13 protein-coding genes are annotated in these 16,544 nt (G+C 60.0%); 3 read left to right on the forward strand and 10 right to left on the reverse strand.

Annotated features, from left to right (window positions below):
* Positions 1-85: 85 nt before the first annotated feature.
* From ACOOHD_RS08055 to ACOOHD_RS08095, 9 genes are all read right to left on the reverse strand, one after another.
* On the reverse strand, positions 86-1,243 hold the full coding sequence (locus tag ACOOHD_RS08055) for an energy transducer TonB (RefSeq protein WP_420461055.1): 1,158 nt from the start codon (positions 1,241-1,243) through the stop codon (positions 86-88).
* A 9-nt stretch (positions 1,244-1,252) separates the two neighbouring features.
* A complete protein-coding gene (locus ACOOHD_RS08060; RefSeq protein ID WP_420461056.1) occupies positions 1,253-3,040 on the reverse strand; it encodes an ABC transporter substrate-binding protein in 1,788 nt (595 codons plus the stop codon).
* A gap of 113 nt (positions 3,041-3,153) precedes the next feature.
* Entirely contained in the window at positions 3,154-4,575 is a 1,422-nt protein-coding gene (locus tag ACOOHD_RS08065; RefSeq protein WP_420461057.1) for a flotillin family protein, read from the reverse strand.
* Positions 4,576-4,668: 93 nt separating this feature from the next.
* Positions 4,669-5,202: a hypothetical protein gene (locus ACOOHD_RS08070; RefSeq protein WP_420461058.1), complete on the reverse strand. Its 534-nt coding sequence runs from the start codon at positions 5,200-5,202 to the stop codon at positions 4,669-4,671.
* Between the two features lie 174 nt (positions 5,203-5,376).
* Complete coding sequence (locus ACOOHD_RS08075; RefSeq protein WP_420461059.1) at positions 5,377-8,808, reverse strand: ThuA domain-containing protein; 3,432 nt, start codon at positions 8,806-8,808, stop codon at positions 5,377-5,379.
* 224 nt (positions 8,809-9,032) lie between these two features.
* The gene (locus ACOOHD_RS08080) at positions 9,033-9,917 is read right to left on the reverse strand and encodes a septal ring lytic transglycosylase RlpA family protein (protein WP_420461060.1); all 885 of its coding nucleotides are present in this window, start codon (positions 9,915-9,917) and stop codon (positions 9,033-9,035) included.
* Positions 9,918-10,106: 189 nt separating this feature from the next.
* A complete protein-coding gene (locus ACOOHD_RS08085) occupies positions 10,107-10,754 on the reverse strand; it encodes an inorganic diphosphatase (protein ID WP_420461061.1) in 648 nt (215 codons plus the stop codon).
* Between the two features lie 38 nt (positions 10,755-10,792).
* The gene (locus ACOOHD_RS08090) at positions 10,793-11,983 is read right to left on the reverse strand and encodes a hypothetical protein (RefSeq protein WP_420461062.1); all 1,191 of its coding nucleotides are present in this window, start codon (positions 11,981-11,983) and stop codon (positions 10,793-10,795) included.
* Between the two features lie 23 nt (positions 11,984-12,006).
* Complete coding sequence (locus ACOOHD_RS08095; RefSeq protein WP_420461063.1) at positions 12,007-12,849, reverse strand: zinc-dependent peptidase; 843 nt, start codon at positions 12,847-12,849, stop codon at positions 12,007-12,009.
* A 259-nt stretch (positions 12,850-13,108) separates the two neighbouring features.
* Here ACOOHD_RS08095 and pepT point away from each other — a divergent pair, with 259 nt between their 5' ends.
* The 3 genes from pepT (at position 13,109) to ACOOHD_RS08110 (ending at position 15,796) form a co-directional block, all read left to right on the forward strand.
* On the forward strand, positions 13,109-14,347 hold the full coding sequence (gene pepT / locus ACOOHD_RS08100) for a peptidase T (protein ID WP_420461064.1): 1,239 nt from the start codon (positions 13,109-13,111) through the stop codon (positions 14,345-14,347).
* Positions 14,344-14,775 carry a hotdog fold thioesterase gene (locus tag ACOOHD_RS08105; protein WP_420461065.1) on the forward strand — a complete coding sequence of 144 codons (432 nt, stop codon included), beginning with the start codon at positions 14,344-14,346 and terminating at the stop codon, positions 14,773-14,775. Before pepT ends, ACOOHD_RS08105 begins: the two co-directional genes overlap by 4 nt.
* 220 nt (positions 14,776-14,995) lie before the next feature.
* Entirely contained in the window at positions 14,996-15,796 is an 801-nt protein-coding gene (locus ACOOHD_RS08110; protein ID WP_420461066.1) for a DUF4332 domain-containing protein, read from the forward strand.
* A gap of 34 nt (positions 15,797-15,830) precedes the next feature.
* Here ACOOHD_RS08110 and ACOOHD_RS08115 read toward each other — a convergent pair whose 3' ends face one another.
* Complete coding sequence (locus tag ACOOHD_RS08115) at positions 15,831-16,223, reverse strand: PEGA domain-containing protein (protein WP_420461067.1); 393 nt, start codon at positions 16,221-16,223, stop codon at positions 15,831-15,833.
* Positions 16,224-16,544: the final 321 nt, after the last annotated feature.

Here is a 16,544-nt window from a genome sequence, read left to right on the forward strand (position 1 = left end):
GGGTCAGCGAATTGAATGACCAAGGTAATGTATGTAGCGCAGCCGGAGGCTGCATGTTGCTGGCGCTGCCGGAGGCAGCATTGTACTACTCCGTTGGCTCCCGGCAGATCAGCGGCAGCACCCCGTCGTACCAGTCGATGAGCGCGATCTCGCGGGCCAAGCTGAGATCCTCACAGGCACCGGGGAGCTGGTTATTATCCAGGCGGACCTGACCGCGCAGAATGCGGAAGCGGCCGTCGCGGGGGAAGAGTTCGACGGCCTCATCCATCTTGACCAGCCCCTGGTCGATGGTGGTGCTGTCGCTCACCAGCAGTTGAGCCTCCTGCATGGTGGTAAGGGCCCTGGCGTAATTGTCGACCACGTACTGGCAGCCCGGGTCGGTAGGTGTAAAGTTGAAGGTGACATCGTAGGCGCTGGCCACCTTACGACCCTCGTACTCCGCGGCAATCCACTGCCCGAAGGAGCCCGTGGCCGCATCGATGGCCCGGGAGGTAAAGTTTACCCCCAGGTCGTTGTAGTCGATAATGTCATTAACCTTAACCAGGCCATTGGGCTGAATGATGAGCTGGATGTCGAGCTGACCGGTAGCGCAGCTGTCCTGGGCGATGTCCGGATAGGTGATCTTTTCGTCGAAGTAGCCGACCAAGTCACCGCCGTTGCCGGTGAAGGTGGCCGCCTTGGTCAGATCGGTATAGACCGTGTCGCGGTCGATGACCACGTAGGGCTTGGGGTCCTCCAGGCGAAAACGTACCGGTAGCACGACCCGGAAGCGCACCGCGGTAGTATCCCGAAAGGCCGGCCGCCAGAGTACCTCGCGCTGCATCCCGATGACGGCGCGCAGGGCCGACTGCCCGAGTCCGCCACCGGGGTCCCGTAAGACCTCGGGCCGGTTGACAAATCCGTTGCGCTCCACGACAAAGGCCACGACGGCCGTTCCACTGATGCCTTCCTCGCGGGCCTCGACGGGGTAGATCGCCCGCTGGTAAATGTAGTCGAGCAGGAAACGCTGGGCACACTCGGCCTTGGCCACGGCCGTGGTATCGTAGCGCTCGCAGGGACTGGGAAAGCGCGGCGCCTCATCGGCAAAGCTATAGATGGTCGTATCCCCCACTACGGCGGCGGGGGTGGGCGCCGGGGCAGCAGTAGTATCAAAGGAGGGAGCCTCTCCCTGCTCCTCCTGAGCCGCTAGGCAGAGGGGCAGGAGGAGCAGGGACAGCAGCAGCAGGGCAACGATGGGTTTCATACAGTGAGCTTAAAGCGGCTTAGCGGACTGCCGGAGCCGTAACGCATTAAACTTGATATTGGGCGCGATGGAGCTTAAGGTATAGTTAAACCGTTGAGAAATAACGACCCGGTCGTAGGGAGAATAAAGGAACACCATAGGTTGGTTGGCGTAAATGATCTCCTGAAACCGCCGGTAAAGTGCTGCGCGTTGCTCGTCGTCGGTCATCGTGGCGATTCGGCGGATGATCCGGTCCGCCTCCGGGTTCTGAAAGTTACCCCGGTTGGTGCCGATGGGTGGAACGGAGGAGGACAGCCAAACCTGGGCGAAGTCGTCCGGCGTAGGCTCAAAGCCCTGCCCGTAGAAGGAGGCCGTGAAATTGCCGGCATCCAGAATGGAAAGCAGCGAACGGGGCTCACGTTTGACTACCCGTACGTCCACGCCCACCCTACGCGCGCCCTCGGCTACCAGCAGGGTGACCGCCTCACTGTCGGGTGTCGGATAAGAAAGGAGCTGAAAGCTGAATTCTACCCGCTGGCCGTTGATCAACTTGTCCACGGTTCCGTCGCCGTTAGTATCCTCCCAGCCAGCATCCCGGAGCAGGCGCGCGGCCTCCTCCAGGTCGAAGGGAATAACGGAAAGCTGACTGTTATAGTAGGATTTGGTGGGCAGCACGGGGCCGACCACCCGGCGGGCCAGTCCCGGTAGCAGCTGTGCGATCAGCTGGTCCACGTCCACGGTGTGGGCCAGGGCGCGGCGGGTAAGGGAGTCCGCTACCAGCGGGTCGTTCTGGTTGAACAGGATGGAGAAGTACTTGAAGCCGGGTACGTTGACAAAGTCGTAGTACCGCGTCAGGTAGGGATCCTGCCGCAGCTGCTGAAACTCGTCGACCGGCATATCGATCACCACATCGACCGCCCGGTCGCGTAGGGCATTGATGGCCGTCGTATTATCGGGGATGATCACGAACTTAAGCTCGTCGGGCACGGCCGCCAGGCGTTCCTCGCTACGGCCCTGGGCCCAGTAATTCGGGCGGCGACGCAGGCGCACGTACTGTCCATCCTCCCAGGCCGCCAGGGCGTAGGGCCCGCTACCCACGATACGGTCGGGGTCGTAGCCTAGCTCCGGATCGTTAAAGCTGGCCGCAAACTGGCGCAGCTTGACATTTTCCTGAGCCAGGCGTTCGGCACTGCTGGGATCGGTGAGTTGGGGCAGGGGAATGTCCCGCAGCAGCCCCTCCGGATCGTAGGCGTATTCGGGGTAGATGTACAGGTCGCCGATGGCCTGGGCGGCCAGGATATAGGGCCGGCGGGTGACGACCCGGAAGGTGCGTTCATCCTCGGCGTCTACTACCACGTCGAGTACCATCTCGTAGTAGGGCCGGTAGGGGCCGGAGGCTACCAGGGGGTTCATCAGGGCCTTCAGGCTGAAGGCTACGTCGTAGCCGGTCACGGGGGTGCCGTTGGGCCAGGCAGCCGCCGAGTCGATGGTGTAGCGGTATGCGGTACCCCCGTCGGGTCCGTTGTCCTCGATAACGGGCACTGAGGCCAGTAGGGGGACGATATCGTACGTCTGCGGGTCCTGCTCGTTGAGCGTCTGGAATACCTGCTCGTAGACGTAACGGGAGATGTTCTGGACGCTCAGCACGGGGTTGATTCCCATGGGCTCGGCCTTAATGCAAATACGTACTTGGTAGCCCGAATCGCTGCCGGTAATGCCCCCGATGGTGGAGAGTTCGCTATGTTCCGCGCCCCCGCCTCCGGTACAGGCCAGCAGTCCACAGAATGCGGAGGCCAGCGTCAGTACACCTAATTTCATGAGGGAGGTATGGATAAATAGGAGCTCTTAGCAGCGAAGGTATCCAATTTTCGGCGATCGGCCGGCCACAAAAGGGCATGTCCAGCCGAAGCCGGGCACGCTTAACATTCTGTTTACGACTCCGTTACGGGCTTATCGTGCCCATTCTGCTTGGCGGCCTTTCCATTACTGGCCGGCACCTCCTTGCGCACCAGGCCGTCGGGTAGGCTCATGCCACTCTGTCGGAGGAAGTCATTGAGCTGGGGTACCATGCCGTAGAGCCCCTGCACGAAGTTGCCCACGCCCTGTCCGTTGCCGCTATCGTAGACCACCACCTTGTCGATATCGACGTCCTTGATGGCGTCAGTCTGAATACGCGTCAGCTCGGCCAGCTTGTCGAGCATCAGGTAGTTGATGGCGCTCTCGGGATTGCCCCCGGCGGCGGTGACCAGCTTCTGGAAGCCATCGGCTTGTTTACGCAGTAGCTCCTCGATACCCTGGGCCTCGGCCTGGTACTTGAGCAGGGTAGCGTCGGCCTCACCGCGGGCGATCTCCCGGCGGGTCTCGGCCTCGGCCTGGGCGGCGATAATCGATTTCTGCTTCTGGATGTCGGCCTGTACGACCTCCTCGGCTTCCCGGCGGGCTTTTTCCATGAGGCCGCGGGCTTCCTCGGCCGATTGCTCGGCGGCGTAGGCTTCCTTCAGGGCGTTGGCCTCGGCCACCTTACGGGCGGCAATGGCGCGGCGGTTGGCCTCGGCCAGTTCGATATCGCGCGCGGCGTTTGAGTTGGCAATGGCGATTGCCGAGGTATTCTTGCCCTCGGTAGCCTTAGCGTTGGCCAGGGCCTCCCCTACTTCGGCGCGGCTATTGGCATCGGCCACCTTCGAGCGCTGGTCCTGCTGGGCCTCAGCCTCCCCGATGCTACCAGTCCGCAGCTCGTTGGCGACCTTGATCTTCGCGTCGTTGATGGCCTTGGCGGCGGCCTCCTGACCCAGTGCCTTGATGTAGCCCGACTCGTCCTGGATGTCGGTCACGTTCACGTTGATCAGCTCCAGGCCGATCTTGTGCAGCTCCTCGCCCACGTTGCGGTATACGCTCTCGACGAACTTATCACGGTCGATGTTGAGCTCCTCGATGTCCATGTTGGCGATCACCAGGCGCATCTGCCCCATGATGATGTCGTGGCTCAGGCCTGAAATACTGCCCCGGTCCAGGGCCAGTAGGCGCTCGGCGGCGGCCAGCATCAGGTGCGGCTTGTTGCTGATACCAACGGTGAACTGAGCCGGCACACTCACGCGGATGTTCTGCTTGGACAGCGCATCCTGTAGGTTCACATCAATGCTCAGCGGCGTCAGGTCCAGGTACTGGTAATCCTGGATCACCGGCCAGACGAAGGTACCCCCACCGGCGTAGCATTTGGCCGAGGCCTCACTTCCCGTACGTCCGTAGACGACCAGAATCTTGTCCGAGGGGCAGCGTTTGTAACGGCTCACGAGCCAGAGGGTGAACAAGAAAACCAGGCCGATTATCGCGCCGGGGATCATTAAGGCTTCCATAGTAAGGTGATTCAACGGGTGAGAAAAAAGGGCGGGCCCCCGATAGCTATCGGGGGTGCTACGTCATCAGGGGTAGGGGCCCCTGATGTAAGTTTAGGATCGCAGGCTCACCAGTAGGGCACCATCCGTACCCAGGTCGTCCACTAGTATCTGCGTGCCGGTGGGTAGTTCCGTACCTTTCGCACTGCGTGCTTTGAATTCCCGCATACCCCCCTTGACATTGACGTGCACGATGCCCTCCCCGGCTGCGGGTACACGCAGGTACACCCGGCCGGGCTGTAGTAGCGCGTCCTCCGCCGTCCAGTTCACGTTCTCCTCCTGGCGCAGCAGCAGCCGTACTACCCACTTCATCAAATAGACCGCCACGGCACCGGCGGCAACGCCACTCACGATCGCGGCCACGGGATTCGCCGTGGAGAGTAGGATCAGCTTGGTGGTCCAGCTTCCGATCGAGAGGAAGGTAAGTCCGCCCTTGACCAGTCCGACGTCCACGCCCCCACCGCCGTCCACCGAGGTATCCGCGTCCAGATCGATATCCACGTCCAACCCCCCGATGATGCCCAGCAACAGCAGCAGCACGAGCAGGCCGCCGCAGATCAGCGAGATGTAAGTAAGCGTAATAATCATCGGCGGCTGGATTTAATACCCTGTTAACGTTTGGGTAGGGGGGTAGCGTTGCATCATCTATTCGGCGTTGGTCGAGTTCGGTGGCTGCTTAGTCGAGGATTCTCCGAATGCAGAGGCCCGAATCACCACTGGGGATGATCCGGGCCTTTGTCCATCAATAGAAGAAAACGGCGATCAGCGCGACGCCTGCCCCCGTACAAACTCAATAGTCCCGATGGCTCCCATCACCGCCTCCGGGCTCTTGGAGTCGGCCGCAAACCGTAAAAAGATGGGTTGCTCCCCGGACTTGCTTACGGAGACGGGAATGTTTACCTCATTCTGTCCGTAGGTCGATACACCCTGACTCAGACTGGCGTGACCGATCACCTCCCCGTTGCGGGGGTCACCGGAAACCACCTCGATGGTGCCGCCGGAGGTCACGTTAGGTACCAGCATCACTTCGGCACGAATAGTGTTGATGCCCGCTAGGTCCATGGGTCCGTAGGAGACCCAGCTATCGTTGGTAGCCACCAGCACGTCGGCATCCTCGTCACTCAGGGGATTGTCCTTAGCCTCCACGTGGTAGGACATGACGCGTTGCCCGTCGGCATACTTGTAGGCGGAAAGTTTGGGGGAGCGCAGCACGACTACGTCGGTACTGGTCAGGCGGGGCAGACCGCCCTCGGCACCCTTATCGGTGTAGCTAGCCTGTAGGTAGTAGCGGCCGGGTACTCCGTCGCGGTGCTTGTTTAGGGCAATACGCCCCTTAGCCGGACGGCTCTCGGCGTTTGGTGCCGGACCGGCCAGCGAAAGAATATAGTCGGCCATTTGTTTGGCTTCGGATTCCGGCAGGTCGGGGTGGGCGCTCATGTTCTGCTCCCCCCAGACGCCGTGCCCACCGCTGATGATCTTACCGGACAGATAGTCGGTGGCCTTAGGATTCTTCCGGTAGTGGTCGGCCACGGCCTGGTAGCTGGGCCCGATGCTGGCCTCGGCCTCCATGTGGCAACCGGCGCAGTCGTTGGCGCCGATCAACTCCTTGCCGATGGCGAAGGCGGTACTGGCTCCGGCCACCTGGTGACCGCGGGCAATTTCTACGATGTCTTCTCCTTCCAGATAGTCTACGGTGACCGTCACGGCGCGCGGATCGATGCCCGCGTCCAGACTACCGTCCTCGGGGTCCGATACATTGACGGCGTAGTCGAGCTGCTCGCCGGGGAAATAAAAAGAGCGGTTACCGGTCACGGCCACCTCTACCTCCGGCACACTGTTGCCGACGATGATCTCGTGGTCGGTACTGGCCGTATTGCCCTGCCCGTCGTCGATGGTAGCAGTGAGCGTATGGGTGCCCTTTTCGGTCACCTCGTACGTGAGGAGTTCCTGACCGGTGGCGATCTGCTCTCCGTCGAGCGCCCAGGTGACGGTGAGGGCATCACCATCGTAATCGTAGCTCTTGCTGGCATCCGCCTTCAACGTGAAGGGAGCCGCACCGATGGCAGCGATCACCTCCACGGCCGGTACCGGCGGGCGGTTTCCCCCATTGTACTGGATGCGCAGCAAGCGGGCGTCCGTGTTGCGGCTAAACCACTTGCGGCCGTACTCGATCACGTACAGGCTTCCGTCGGGACCGAAGAGCATATCCATCGGGTGCCGTAATTCCGTGTTGGGCAGAAAGGGCTCGAAATCGGTCACGTAGCCCGTCTCATCGAGCGTAGCGGCCATGATCTGATCGCGCATCCAGTCGTAGAAAAAGAACTTCCCGTCGTAGTATTCGGGAAACTTCACCTCGCTGTCACCGTAGTCGTCGCGGTGGTACACCGGACCGGCCATGGCGTTACGCCCCCCCTCCCCTAACGTTGGAAACTCCTCGCTTTTGGCGTATGGATAGTAGATCATGGCGGGCTGGGCCGGGGGAAGTTCCCGGGCGCCGGTGTTGTACTTACTATCATTAATCGGGGCTGCCGGGTCGAAGGCCTCGCCCAACTCCCCGCTGGTAAAATCGTGGCGGTGGTACGGCTTATTATCACCGATGAACAGCGGCCAGCCGAAGTAGCCGGCCTCGCGGGCCACGTTGACCTCGTCGTGACCGCGGGGACCCAGACCGGTGCTATCTTCACCGGCATCGGGGCCGACGTCGCCCCAGTATACGTTACCGTTGTGCTGGTCTACACTGATACGAAACGGATTGCGCATGCCCATGGCGTAGATCTCCGGCCGGCCATTCTCTCCTTCCGCAAAGAGGTTGCCCTCCGGGATGGTGTAGCTGCCGTCGTCTTCAACCTTAATCCGGACGATGCCTCCCCGCAGGTCCATCGTGTTGGAGGCCGAGCGGCGGGCATCGTAGTTTGGTAGCGTATCCCCCCGGCTATCGTCGATGGGTGCGTACCCATCTGACTCGAAGGGATTGGTGTTGTCTCCAATGGATAGGTGCAGCAATCCCGTGCCCCCAAACTCGATGCTTCCACCGGAGTGGCAACAGCGGTTGCGGTCGGTGGGCACGTCCAGGATCACCTGCTCGCTGGCCTCATCCAGCTTGTTGTCAGTGAATTTAAAGCGCGATAGGCGGTTCACTGATTCCGCTCCGTTGGGGCTGTAGTAGAGGTAGAGCCAGTTGTTGGTGTCAAAGTCAGGGTCGAGGGCAATGCCCAGCATACCATCCTCAAACTCCGTCCATACGTCCATCGTATGCACCTCGGCTACGGCGTCGAAGTCCGGATCGTAGACCTTGATGGCCCCCTTGCGCTCGATCCAGATGGGCCGGCCGTCGGGTAGCAGCTCCAGCTCCATGGGCTCATTCATGCCCGAGGCCATCGTCTCGACCGGAAAGCGGTTCTCCTCGGGTACGTTCTTGACTCCGGCATAGTCGACCGCCTTATTGTCTCCGAACAGGTAGGTAAGTGCTCCGGTGATGTGCTTGACGAAGTCGGGCTCGGTGTAGGACTCATTCGTATGCCCAAGACCGGTGTAGAACATCCGCCCATTACTCATCGGCTTGTACCAGGCAATGGGGTGGTTAGTGCCGTTCTCCCCGCCCTCGTAGGTACTTTCATCCACCCGCATCAGAGTGGTGAAGTCATTCTTGATGCTCTTGTAGTTGTACCACTCGTCCTTACGCACCCAGGTATCACCCAAAAACTCCGTCGACGGATGATTGTGATTGTCCACCAGAATGGTAGCCTCGGGCTGACCGGCGGGGTGGCTCTGGAAGTAGGCCCCAACCAGCTCGTTGTACCAGGGCCAGTCGTACTCGGTATCGGCTGCCGCATGGATGCCCATCCAGTTGCCCCCGGCCTCCATGAAACGTTCTAGCTCGCGCTGCTGCGTCTCGTCGAGTATGTCACCGGTAGTGCTCAAAAACACCACCACGTTGTACTTACTTAGGTTGTCCTGCGTAAAAACGGAGGCGTCTTCCGAAAAGTCAACGGTGAAGTTTTCGGATTCGGACAGCTTGCGAAACATCTCCTGGCCGGCGGCAATCGACTCGTGCCGGAAGCCGGCGGTTTTGGAAAACACGAGGACACTCCGGGTGTCAGCCCCACCCCCACAACCAAAGGCAAGGAAGAGTATCACCGCCAGGATAAAAAGTACGGCGGCGGGTTGGAGGGGCGTGGCGGTATTATTTGTCATAGTCGTTCGTTGGCTGCTAATTTATAACAAACGGTGTTAGCCCCCTTAGGTTTTACGGCTTGTTTGTCAAATCGACCGCATGGCCAAAGGATTATCGGCCGAACGACACCATAACAACCTGAAATTTCAAATGCTTACTGGTCCCTGAAATAGAGTAGATGCAAAAGAGAACGAAGGTCTACCGACCTACGTCCCCCTGAGCCTGTTGTTCGTACCGAACTGGCCTACATCTTGGCCACAATACCGGCGATATTGTGCTTTCCCTGAATGGCCTTGGCGGCAGCTTGTGCTTCCGTGAGGTTGACGAAGGTACCGGTGTAGACCCGGTTGATGACCTCCCCACTGGGCTTGGTCACCGCCCGGAAGTATACGTCGGCAATACCCTGCTGCTTCAGTTCCTCGACCCGCCGTTGGGCATAGCTCTCGTTGTTGTAAGCGGCAAGCTGCACGGCGTATGCCCCCGGGGTGGGAGCAGCAGCAGCGGTGTCGTCAGCGGCGGGCTGTGCATCACCACCCCGAGCCGCCTGTTGGGCACCGGGCACCGTCGGCGAAGGAGGTGCAACGGCCACCGGGGCGGCGGCGGGCCGAGCAGTCGCCTCCCGGTCGAAGGTGGCTACCTTAGGGGTCTGGATAGGAGCGTCTACCTCAAGCGGTACGGGGTTCCAGTTGCTGAACCCGGCGCGCTCCAGGCTTACTGCCCCACGTTCCTGGATACCCAATTGCTGAGCGGCGCGCTCACTGAGGGTCACCAAACAGTCGGCGCAGGCCTGCCCCTTATCAGTGACGCGCACGGTTACCGTGCGACCGTTTTCTGAATTCGTTACCCGCAGCAAGGTACCTAACGGCAGGGCGGCGTGGCTACCGGTCAGTTCGTCGGCGTTGTAAGTTTCGCCGTAGGCGGTCTGCTGCCCCTGGGCGGAGGGAGCGTATACGCCGGCTACCCCACGCTCGCGTTCGGGGGTCGAGTAATCGTTGGTGAGTACCTCAGCGGTTTGCACCTCCTTGGGGTGGGCGGCCGGGGCGGGGTTACTGGTATTCCACTCAAAGCTCTGGGCGCCCACAAAGGCGGAGGTAGCGAGTAGCGTAGTCAAATAAAGTAGGCGTTTCATGTGTGATAAGGTTGAATAGCACCGCGGATGGGACCGGGGTGAAATTGGTGTTGAGCAAGAGCGGGCGAATAACGCGATGACGTGCTAATTCATTGGCCGGGGCCGCAAACTATTCGCCTTACACGGACCAATGTAACGACTGAGATGGCAATTTGCTCGTTAAATGACACAAATTATTTGAAATTTAACTTACTGGGTCGCTAGCGTATCGGTCGCCCACCTCGCAACCTCCCGCCAGGCGTAAGCTTCATCTTCCCAGCGTAGCAGCTCCACCGCCCCCTGCCCCTTGTAGTTGAGGAACCAGGTTTCGATGATCCGTTTGGCCGCATCGTTGCCGAGGCTAAAGTCCAGAAAATTATCCGCCCGGTATACCCGCGACGCGGAATCGGCAGGTACGGCGATGATCTTGGTGTCAATCTCGCCACGGTCCCGCAGCAGCAGCGTAGCGATGGGCTGCACGGCCACCTGGGTGCCGGTGGGCATACTCTCACCGATCACTAGAACGTCGAGGGCATCCCCGTCCCCACCCTGCGACCGGTCCATCAGCGTAGAGGGCACGAAACCGTAATTACCGGGGTAGGGCAGGAAGTTGATGATGCGCTCCGTCCCGTCTACGATGGTATCGTTCACGTAGCCGGTCCCGGGGTGGTACTCGATCTTGTGGTTGGTGCCGGCGGGGATCTCGACGATCACGTTGAGGTAGTTGCCGGTGCGACTGGGTACGGCGTAGGGATCAGCTTCCGCCGCAGCCTCGGTATCCGTCGTAGTTTCCGTGGTGGGTCCCCCTTCACACCCCAGCAATAGCAGCGGCATCAGCAGGCAAAGCATGCGCATCATATTCAAGTAGACTCGTTCGTACCCAAAGGTCACTCGTTTTACTCTTCAAAGTAACCCAGCGTACCCCCCACCCAGGTCTTGCCGGCATTATAGCGCACGCCGATCATCTCGCCCTTCGATAGGCGCACCAGATTATTGACCAGGATCGGCTTAGGCGCCTCCTTCGGCCAGAGATACATCATCCGCAGTTCCACCCGCGCGGGCTCGTCAAGGGTTTCTACGACCGGAGCGTAGGTGACCTTCTTCTGCAGGATGAAGTGCTCCGGCCGGTCGAGGGCCCGCAGATCGGCCACGGTGGGGTGAAGATTTACCCCCATGCCGGCAAAGCTGTACAGCGGCTTGAGTACGTACTGGTCCAGGTTTTTGGGGTAGTGATCGAGCTCGGAGACGAAGTAGGTCTCGGGCACGTAGGGCGAGTCCATAAAGGGTAGGCTGTACTTGCTGATCAGGAAAAACCAGTTGGGGTGCCCCGCCCATTCGACCTCGGCCTCCTCTACCATATTGAACCGGCGCACCAGGTCGGGTCGGGCCTTGAGATCGTCGAAAATGACCCGGTTATAGATGCGTTGCACCTGCGTCCGCGCCCCCTTATTGTCGTAGTAGAGCTTACCGTCCTGGAGTTCCAGGTCGCTAATACAGAGCTCGGCCACGCCCAGCTCGGCGGCGGCTACCACCAGATCGATGCGCGTAGTCTGATTCCTGGGGTCTACCTCCAAGATGACGACCTGCTCGGGGGCAAAATCACCCAGAATGGTACGCTTCAGCAGGTCCAGATATTCTTCCTGCGTAGAGCCGTCGAAGCGGGCCGAAAAGCCCTCGGGAATAGGAAAAAACCGGCGCCAGCTCCGGTCCAGGAGCACCTGAAAGTGGTAGAGCGAGGGGAAGCCCTGGGCCTCGACCAGCTGCGGGATCAGACTGCCGTCCTCCGCCCGGCACACCCCAAAGTCAAGCTGCATGAAAAGGGGTCGCTCGTCCTGCCCCGGTACGTTCTCGACCTCGGGGATGGCGGCAGCGGCGCGCTCGGCGTACCCCGGGGCGGTGATGACGGAGAGCACGTCCTCACAGGCCGCAAAGACCTTGTCGCGGAAGTCGCGCGGAAAAAAGACGGGGGTTTCGGCTACGTTGAACTTAGGCAGGTGGCCGTACTGCCCGCCCATCCAGTCCAGCATGGCCCGGTAGGCTTCATTGGTAAAGGCTTGGTTATACTGGCGGCGAAGGGCGGGAATCATAGCCTAGCTAACCGGCACCCGCTTTAGTTGTTTGCACTGGCCACGGGGTCCTGGTGGTCCACGGTGCCCACCCCGCCATCGTGGTCTAGATCCTGGTGGAAGATGCGCTCCATGAGGGCGAACAGTTTCGGGTGCTTGTGCGCGAAGGCGGCCGGCCGGTTGAAGAAGTACTCGGCGGCCACGGCGAAAAACTCCGCCTTGTTGGTCGTCGCGTAGGTGTCAATGTCGGAGTTGCCGCGCTCGATGGCCTCCATCTCGCCACGCATCATCTCCACCCAGGGGATGAGGTACTGGTGCTCCAGAAAATAGTCCGGGATCCCGTCCGTCTCCCCGTCCGCCTTATCAAGTAGGTGAGTAAACTCGTGGATACCGGTGTTGTCGCGCCCGTGGTTGGCAAAGCCGCGCCGCAGGGCCTGCTGACTCAGCAACAATTTCCCATTCATGTACCCCCCGCCGACCATGCCGGCGATGTCCCTCCCCTCCCCTTCCGTGGCAAACGTCTCCTTACTAAACGTATCCTTATATAAGAGTACCTCCCGCAGTTTCGGATACTGGTTCCAGTCATCGAAGCCAAAGGTGGGGATCAGTCCACTGGCCGCCACCAGCACCCGGTCGAGCTCCGTCACCTCGGTATCTATGCCCGTGATTTCCACCCGCTGAAAGAAGTAGCGCATGCGGTCCTGAAAACGACGCTTCTGCTGCCGGTCCAGCGTCTTATAAAAGGTCACCTGCTTACGCAACAACCGCCGCCACTGCTTCCTGAACTCCGGCAGCGGCCCCAGGGGCTCGTCACGAAAGATGTAGTACAGCAGCGCGGCCGCGATGGCCAGCACCAGGAGGGCTACTAGGGTGGCTTGAGTGGTCAAGGAGTTAGGGGGTTAAGGAGTTAAGGGGTTAAGGGGGGTGATACAGGGGGCGGGGCCGCGGGTGCAAGGGTTTGTGGTAAATGCGGGGAGGGCGGCAAAATGTTCGACCTAAGTACAATGCTGCCTCTGGCAGCGGCAGTAAAATGCAGCCTCTGGCTGCGCTGGATATTGCGATATTTGCGACCCCGACCGGACGCTCAAATGTTCGAAGGGGCTTACGCCCCACCGAACCCTTCGAGGTCCTGCAACGCCGACCGCTATGCCGCTCCTTGACCGATTCTTACGCTACGTGCAGATCGACACCCAGTCCGATCCCACCTCTCCCACCCAGCCCTCGACGGAAAAACAGCAGGACCTCGGCCGACTGCTGGCCCGCGAGCTGCGTGAACTTGGCCTGGTAGATGCCGAACTGGATGCCCACGGCTACGTATACGCTACCCTGCCGGCTACCCCCGGTCAGGAAACCGTCCCCACCATCTGCTTTTGCTCGCATATGGATACCAGTCCGGATGCGAGCGGCACCGGGGTCAAGCCCATCGTGCACGACAACTACCAGGGGCAGGACCTGGTGCTGCCCGACGATGAGCGGGTCGTACTGCGGGCCGATGACTTCGACGGCCTCCGGCAAAACATCGGCCACACCATCGTGACGGCCAGCGGTACCACTTTGCTGGGGGCGGACAACAAGTCGGGCCTGGCCGCCATCATGACCGCCGTGGAGTACCTGGCCGAGCACCCCCAGGTACCACACGGCCGGCTGCGTATCCTCTTTACGCCCGATGAGGAGATCGGCCGGGGCGTCAATGCGGTGGATATGCAAAAGCTAGACGCGGATTTTGGCTACACCATCGACGGGGAGACGCGGGGCAGCATCGAGGACGAGACCTTTAGTGCCGATGCGGCGGTGATCAACATCGCCGGCGTCAGCAGCCACCCCGGCTTCGCAAAGGGCAAGCTTGAAAACGCCGTCAAGATCGCCGCCGACATCCTGGCCGCGCTGCCCAAGGATCGCCTTAGCCCGGAGACCACTACCGACCGCGAGGGCTTCATTCACCCCGTCGGCGTGACTGCAAAGGCGGAGAGTGCCCGTATTGATCTGATCCTGCGCGACTTCGATACGGCGAAGTTGGCCGATCACGCGGAGGTGCTACGGGAGGTGATTGACGAAGTAGGTCGTAACTACCCCAATAGCTTCATTTCGTTGGAGGTTACCGAGCAGTACCGCAACATGAAGGAGGTGCTCGATCTGCACCCCCGGGTGACGGCGCTAGCGGAGCGGGCGATTACGTCCGTGGGACTGGAACTACGCCGGGCCCACATTCGCGGTGGTACGGACGGCTCCCGCCTCAGTTTCATGGGCCTGCCCTGTCCGAATATCTTCGCCGGCGAGCATGCCTTTCATTCTCACTACGAGTGGGCCAGCGTTTACGAGATGGAAAAGGCCGCCGAGGTAATCGTAGCTATCAGCCGTTTGAATACCGAAATGCTCCCTGCGTGATCTGGAAAACTCCCCCTACGCTGGAGGGCATGAACGCCATGAGTGCTGGCACGCTGGGGGACACCCTGGGCATGCGTTTCGTCGAGATCGGTGACGAATACCTGGTGGCCGAGATGCCGGTGGACGAGCGTACCGTACAGCCCTTTCGGCTGCTGCACGGCGGGGCCTCCGTGGCCCTGGCGGAGACGCTGGGTAGCGTGGCCGGCTTTCTATCGCTGGATGAGCCGGAAACCCATATAGTAGTAGGAGTGGACATCAACGCTAGCCACCTGCGTAGCGTGCGGGAGGGGGGTACGGTACGCGGTACGGTGCGGCCGGTACGCGTGGGGAATACCGTACAGGTCTGGCAGATTGATATTACCGACGAATGGGATAAATTGGTGTGTGTATCGCGTATTACCTGTCAGGTGGTGCGGCGGCGGGAATAAATGTGTAAAAAATACTTCTAAAAGCGATCCGGCATATAGTTTGCCGGCGGACGGGGTTGCCGTAGCATTTTGCTGTATAGCACGGACTTCGCCCCAGCATATTGGGGGTGTAAACTTGAGAACGGAGAACACGTTGCAATAACTGCACCTGCGTCCGCGCCCAATGCTTTGACGGTCAGTACGTAAGGCCATATTTTTGCATCGATTCATACACACTATCATGATCACATCCACCTACGTCAAATCCAAAAAACAGTACACGGTATCCTTCCAGCTCGCCCAGGAGCGCGTGGGGGAAAACCGCGATGTACGCGTACTTGGCAGCTTCAACGACTGGAGCTGGGACAATGGCCTGAAGCTCAAATCGGGTGAAAAGGGCTATACCGGGGAGACCCAACTGCCCAATGGCACCTACCAGTTTCGCTACCTGGTAGACGGCCAGCACTGGGTCAACGACGAGAGCGCCGATACCTACACCGATAGCGGCCACGGCTCCACCAACTGCTGCTTCTCGCTGGAGGAAGTAGGGGGAGAGGAAAAGAAACCCGCCGCCAAAAAGAAAGATACGAAGATCGAGGCCGCTCAGAGCGCCCCGGCCACCAAACCTGTCGTAGACCCCGAGGCCGAAAAGCAGAAGAGCGAAAAGCAAACCGCCGCCAAGCAGGACTCCGATACCGCTAGCGGTACTAAGAAGGCTGACGGTAAGAAAACTGACGCCAAGAAGCCTGCTGCTAAAAAGTCCGCCACGAAAAAGGCGACCAAAAAGAAGTCCGACGACCTAAAGAAGATCGAGGGTATCGGTCCTAAAATTGCCGGACTCCTGAATGAGGCTGGTATTACTAGCTTCGCCGAACTGGCTAAGGCCACCGAAAAGCAACTCGCCGACGTGCTGCAAAAGGCCGGGGCCCGCTTCCGCCTAGCGCAGCACGACACCTGGAGCGAGCAGGCGCAACTGGCCGCCGACGGCAAGACCGACGAGCTGAAGAAGCTGCAGGACTCGCTGAAGGGGGGAAAGAAGTAGGTAGTTTGGTAGTCTTGTAGTTCGATAGTCGGATTTACTCGTTTCCTTCGTCGTCTTCGGAGAGGGGGAAGGGTTCCAATTCCGTGAAGTAGCGGTCGTACTCCAATTTAACGATCGCGCCGGTGGCAGCATCCACGATGAAGCCGGGCCACCAGAGCAGGTTGATGAAGGTCACTCCATTGACGCGGCTGCTCATGAGCTGACTCATGGGGTAGTAGCCCTCCAACTCGAAGGTCACGTAGCGCGCGCGGGTGCGGCGGGGTATTCTGGTGATGAGTGGGGTGCGCCCTAGGGGATGGCCCTCTAGATAGACCATAGCCCCGGTGGGTTCCGAAGTGAAGTAGACGTCATCGGCCGTGCCGGTAAAAACGGTGGCGCAGCTGCTGCTCAGGAACACAAACAGGAAGAAGGGTAAATATTTTGGCATGGCGGTGGTAAGCTTGATTCGGTACCGAATATCGTGCTTCGAAGCTTGCCGCGCTTTCTCCCAGTGAAGTATAGCATACTTTTAACATCGCTGGGCCTTTAGCGTTACGGTCCTTAACTAACTGATCTCACACTGTGAGCTAGTGTGTGCTGACTCCGCAGACATAGATTAGCGAACCGCAGAGCACGCTGAGGGCCGCAGCGCCGTACGTAGCTGTTTCTCTGTGTTGCTCTGCGCCCTCTGTGGTTTTTTACTTACCGCACTGTTGGTGCGCTTGCGTCCGTCAGTCAATTAAACTATAGCCCTTAAACTCATATTTGC

It is taken from the genome of Neolewinella sp. (assembly GCF_965214665.1).
In the GTDB taxonomy this organism is placed as follows: Bacteria; Bacteroidota; Bacteroidia; order Chitinophagales; family Saprospiraceae; genus Neolewinella.

Coding starts and splice junctions, on each gene's coding strand:
- ACOOHD_RS08070 (WP_420461058.1), bottom strand. CDS start 5,202: ATGATTATTACGCTTACTTACATCTCGCTGATCTGCGGCGGCCTGCTC.
- ACOOHD_RS08055 (WP_420461055.1), bottom strand. CDS start 1,243: ATGAAACCCATCGTTGCCCTGCTGCTGCTGTCCCTGCTCCTCCTGCCC.
- ACOOHD_RS08080 (WP_420461060.1), bottom strand. CDS start 9,917: ATGAAACGCCTACTTTATTTGACTACGCTACTCGCTACCTCCGCCTTT.
- ACOOHD_RS08065 (WP_420461057.1), bottom strand. CDS start 4,575: ATGGAAGCCTTAATGATCCCCGGCGCGATAATCGGCCTGGTTTTCTTG.
- ACOOHD_RS08110 (WP_420461066.1), top strand. CDS start 14,996: ATGATCACATCCACCTACGTCAAATCCAAAAAACAGTACACGGTATCC.
- ACOOHD_RS08085 (WP_420461061.1), bottom strand. CDS start 10,754: ATGATGCGCATGCTTTGCCTGCTGATGCCGCTGCTATTGCTGGGGTGT.
- ACOOHD_RS08060 (WP_420461056.1), bottom strand. CDS start 3,040: ATGAAATTAGGTGTACTGACGCTGGCCTCCGCATTCTGTGGACTGCTG.
- ACOOHD_RS08115 (WP_420461067.1), bottom strand. CDS start 16,223: ATGCCAAAATATTTACCCTTCTTCCTGTTTGTGTTCCTGAGCAGCAGC.
- ACOOHD_RS08090 (WP_420461062.1), bottom strand. CDS start 11,983: ATGATTCCCGCCCTTCGCCGCCAGTATAACCAAGCCTTTACCAATGAA.
- pepT (WP_420461064.1), top strand. CDS start 13,109: ATGCCGCTCCTTGACCGATTCTTACGCTACGTGCAGATCGACACCCAG.
- ACOOHD_RS08075 (WP_420461059.1), bottom strand. CDS start 8,808: ATGACAAATAATACCGCCACGCCCCTCCAACCCGCCGCCGTACTTTTT.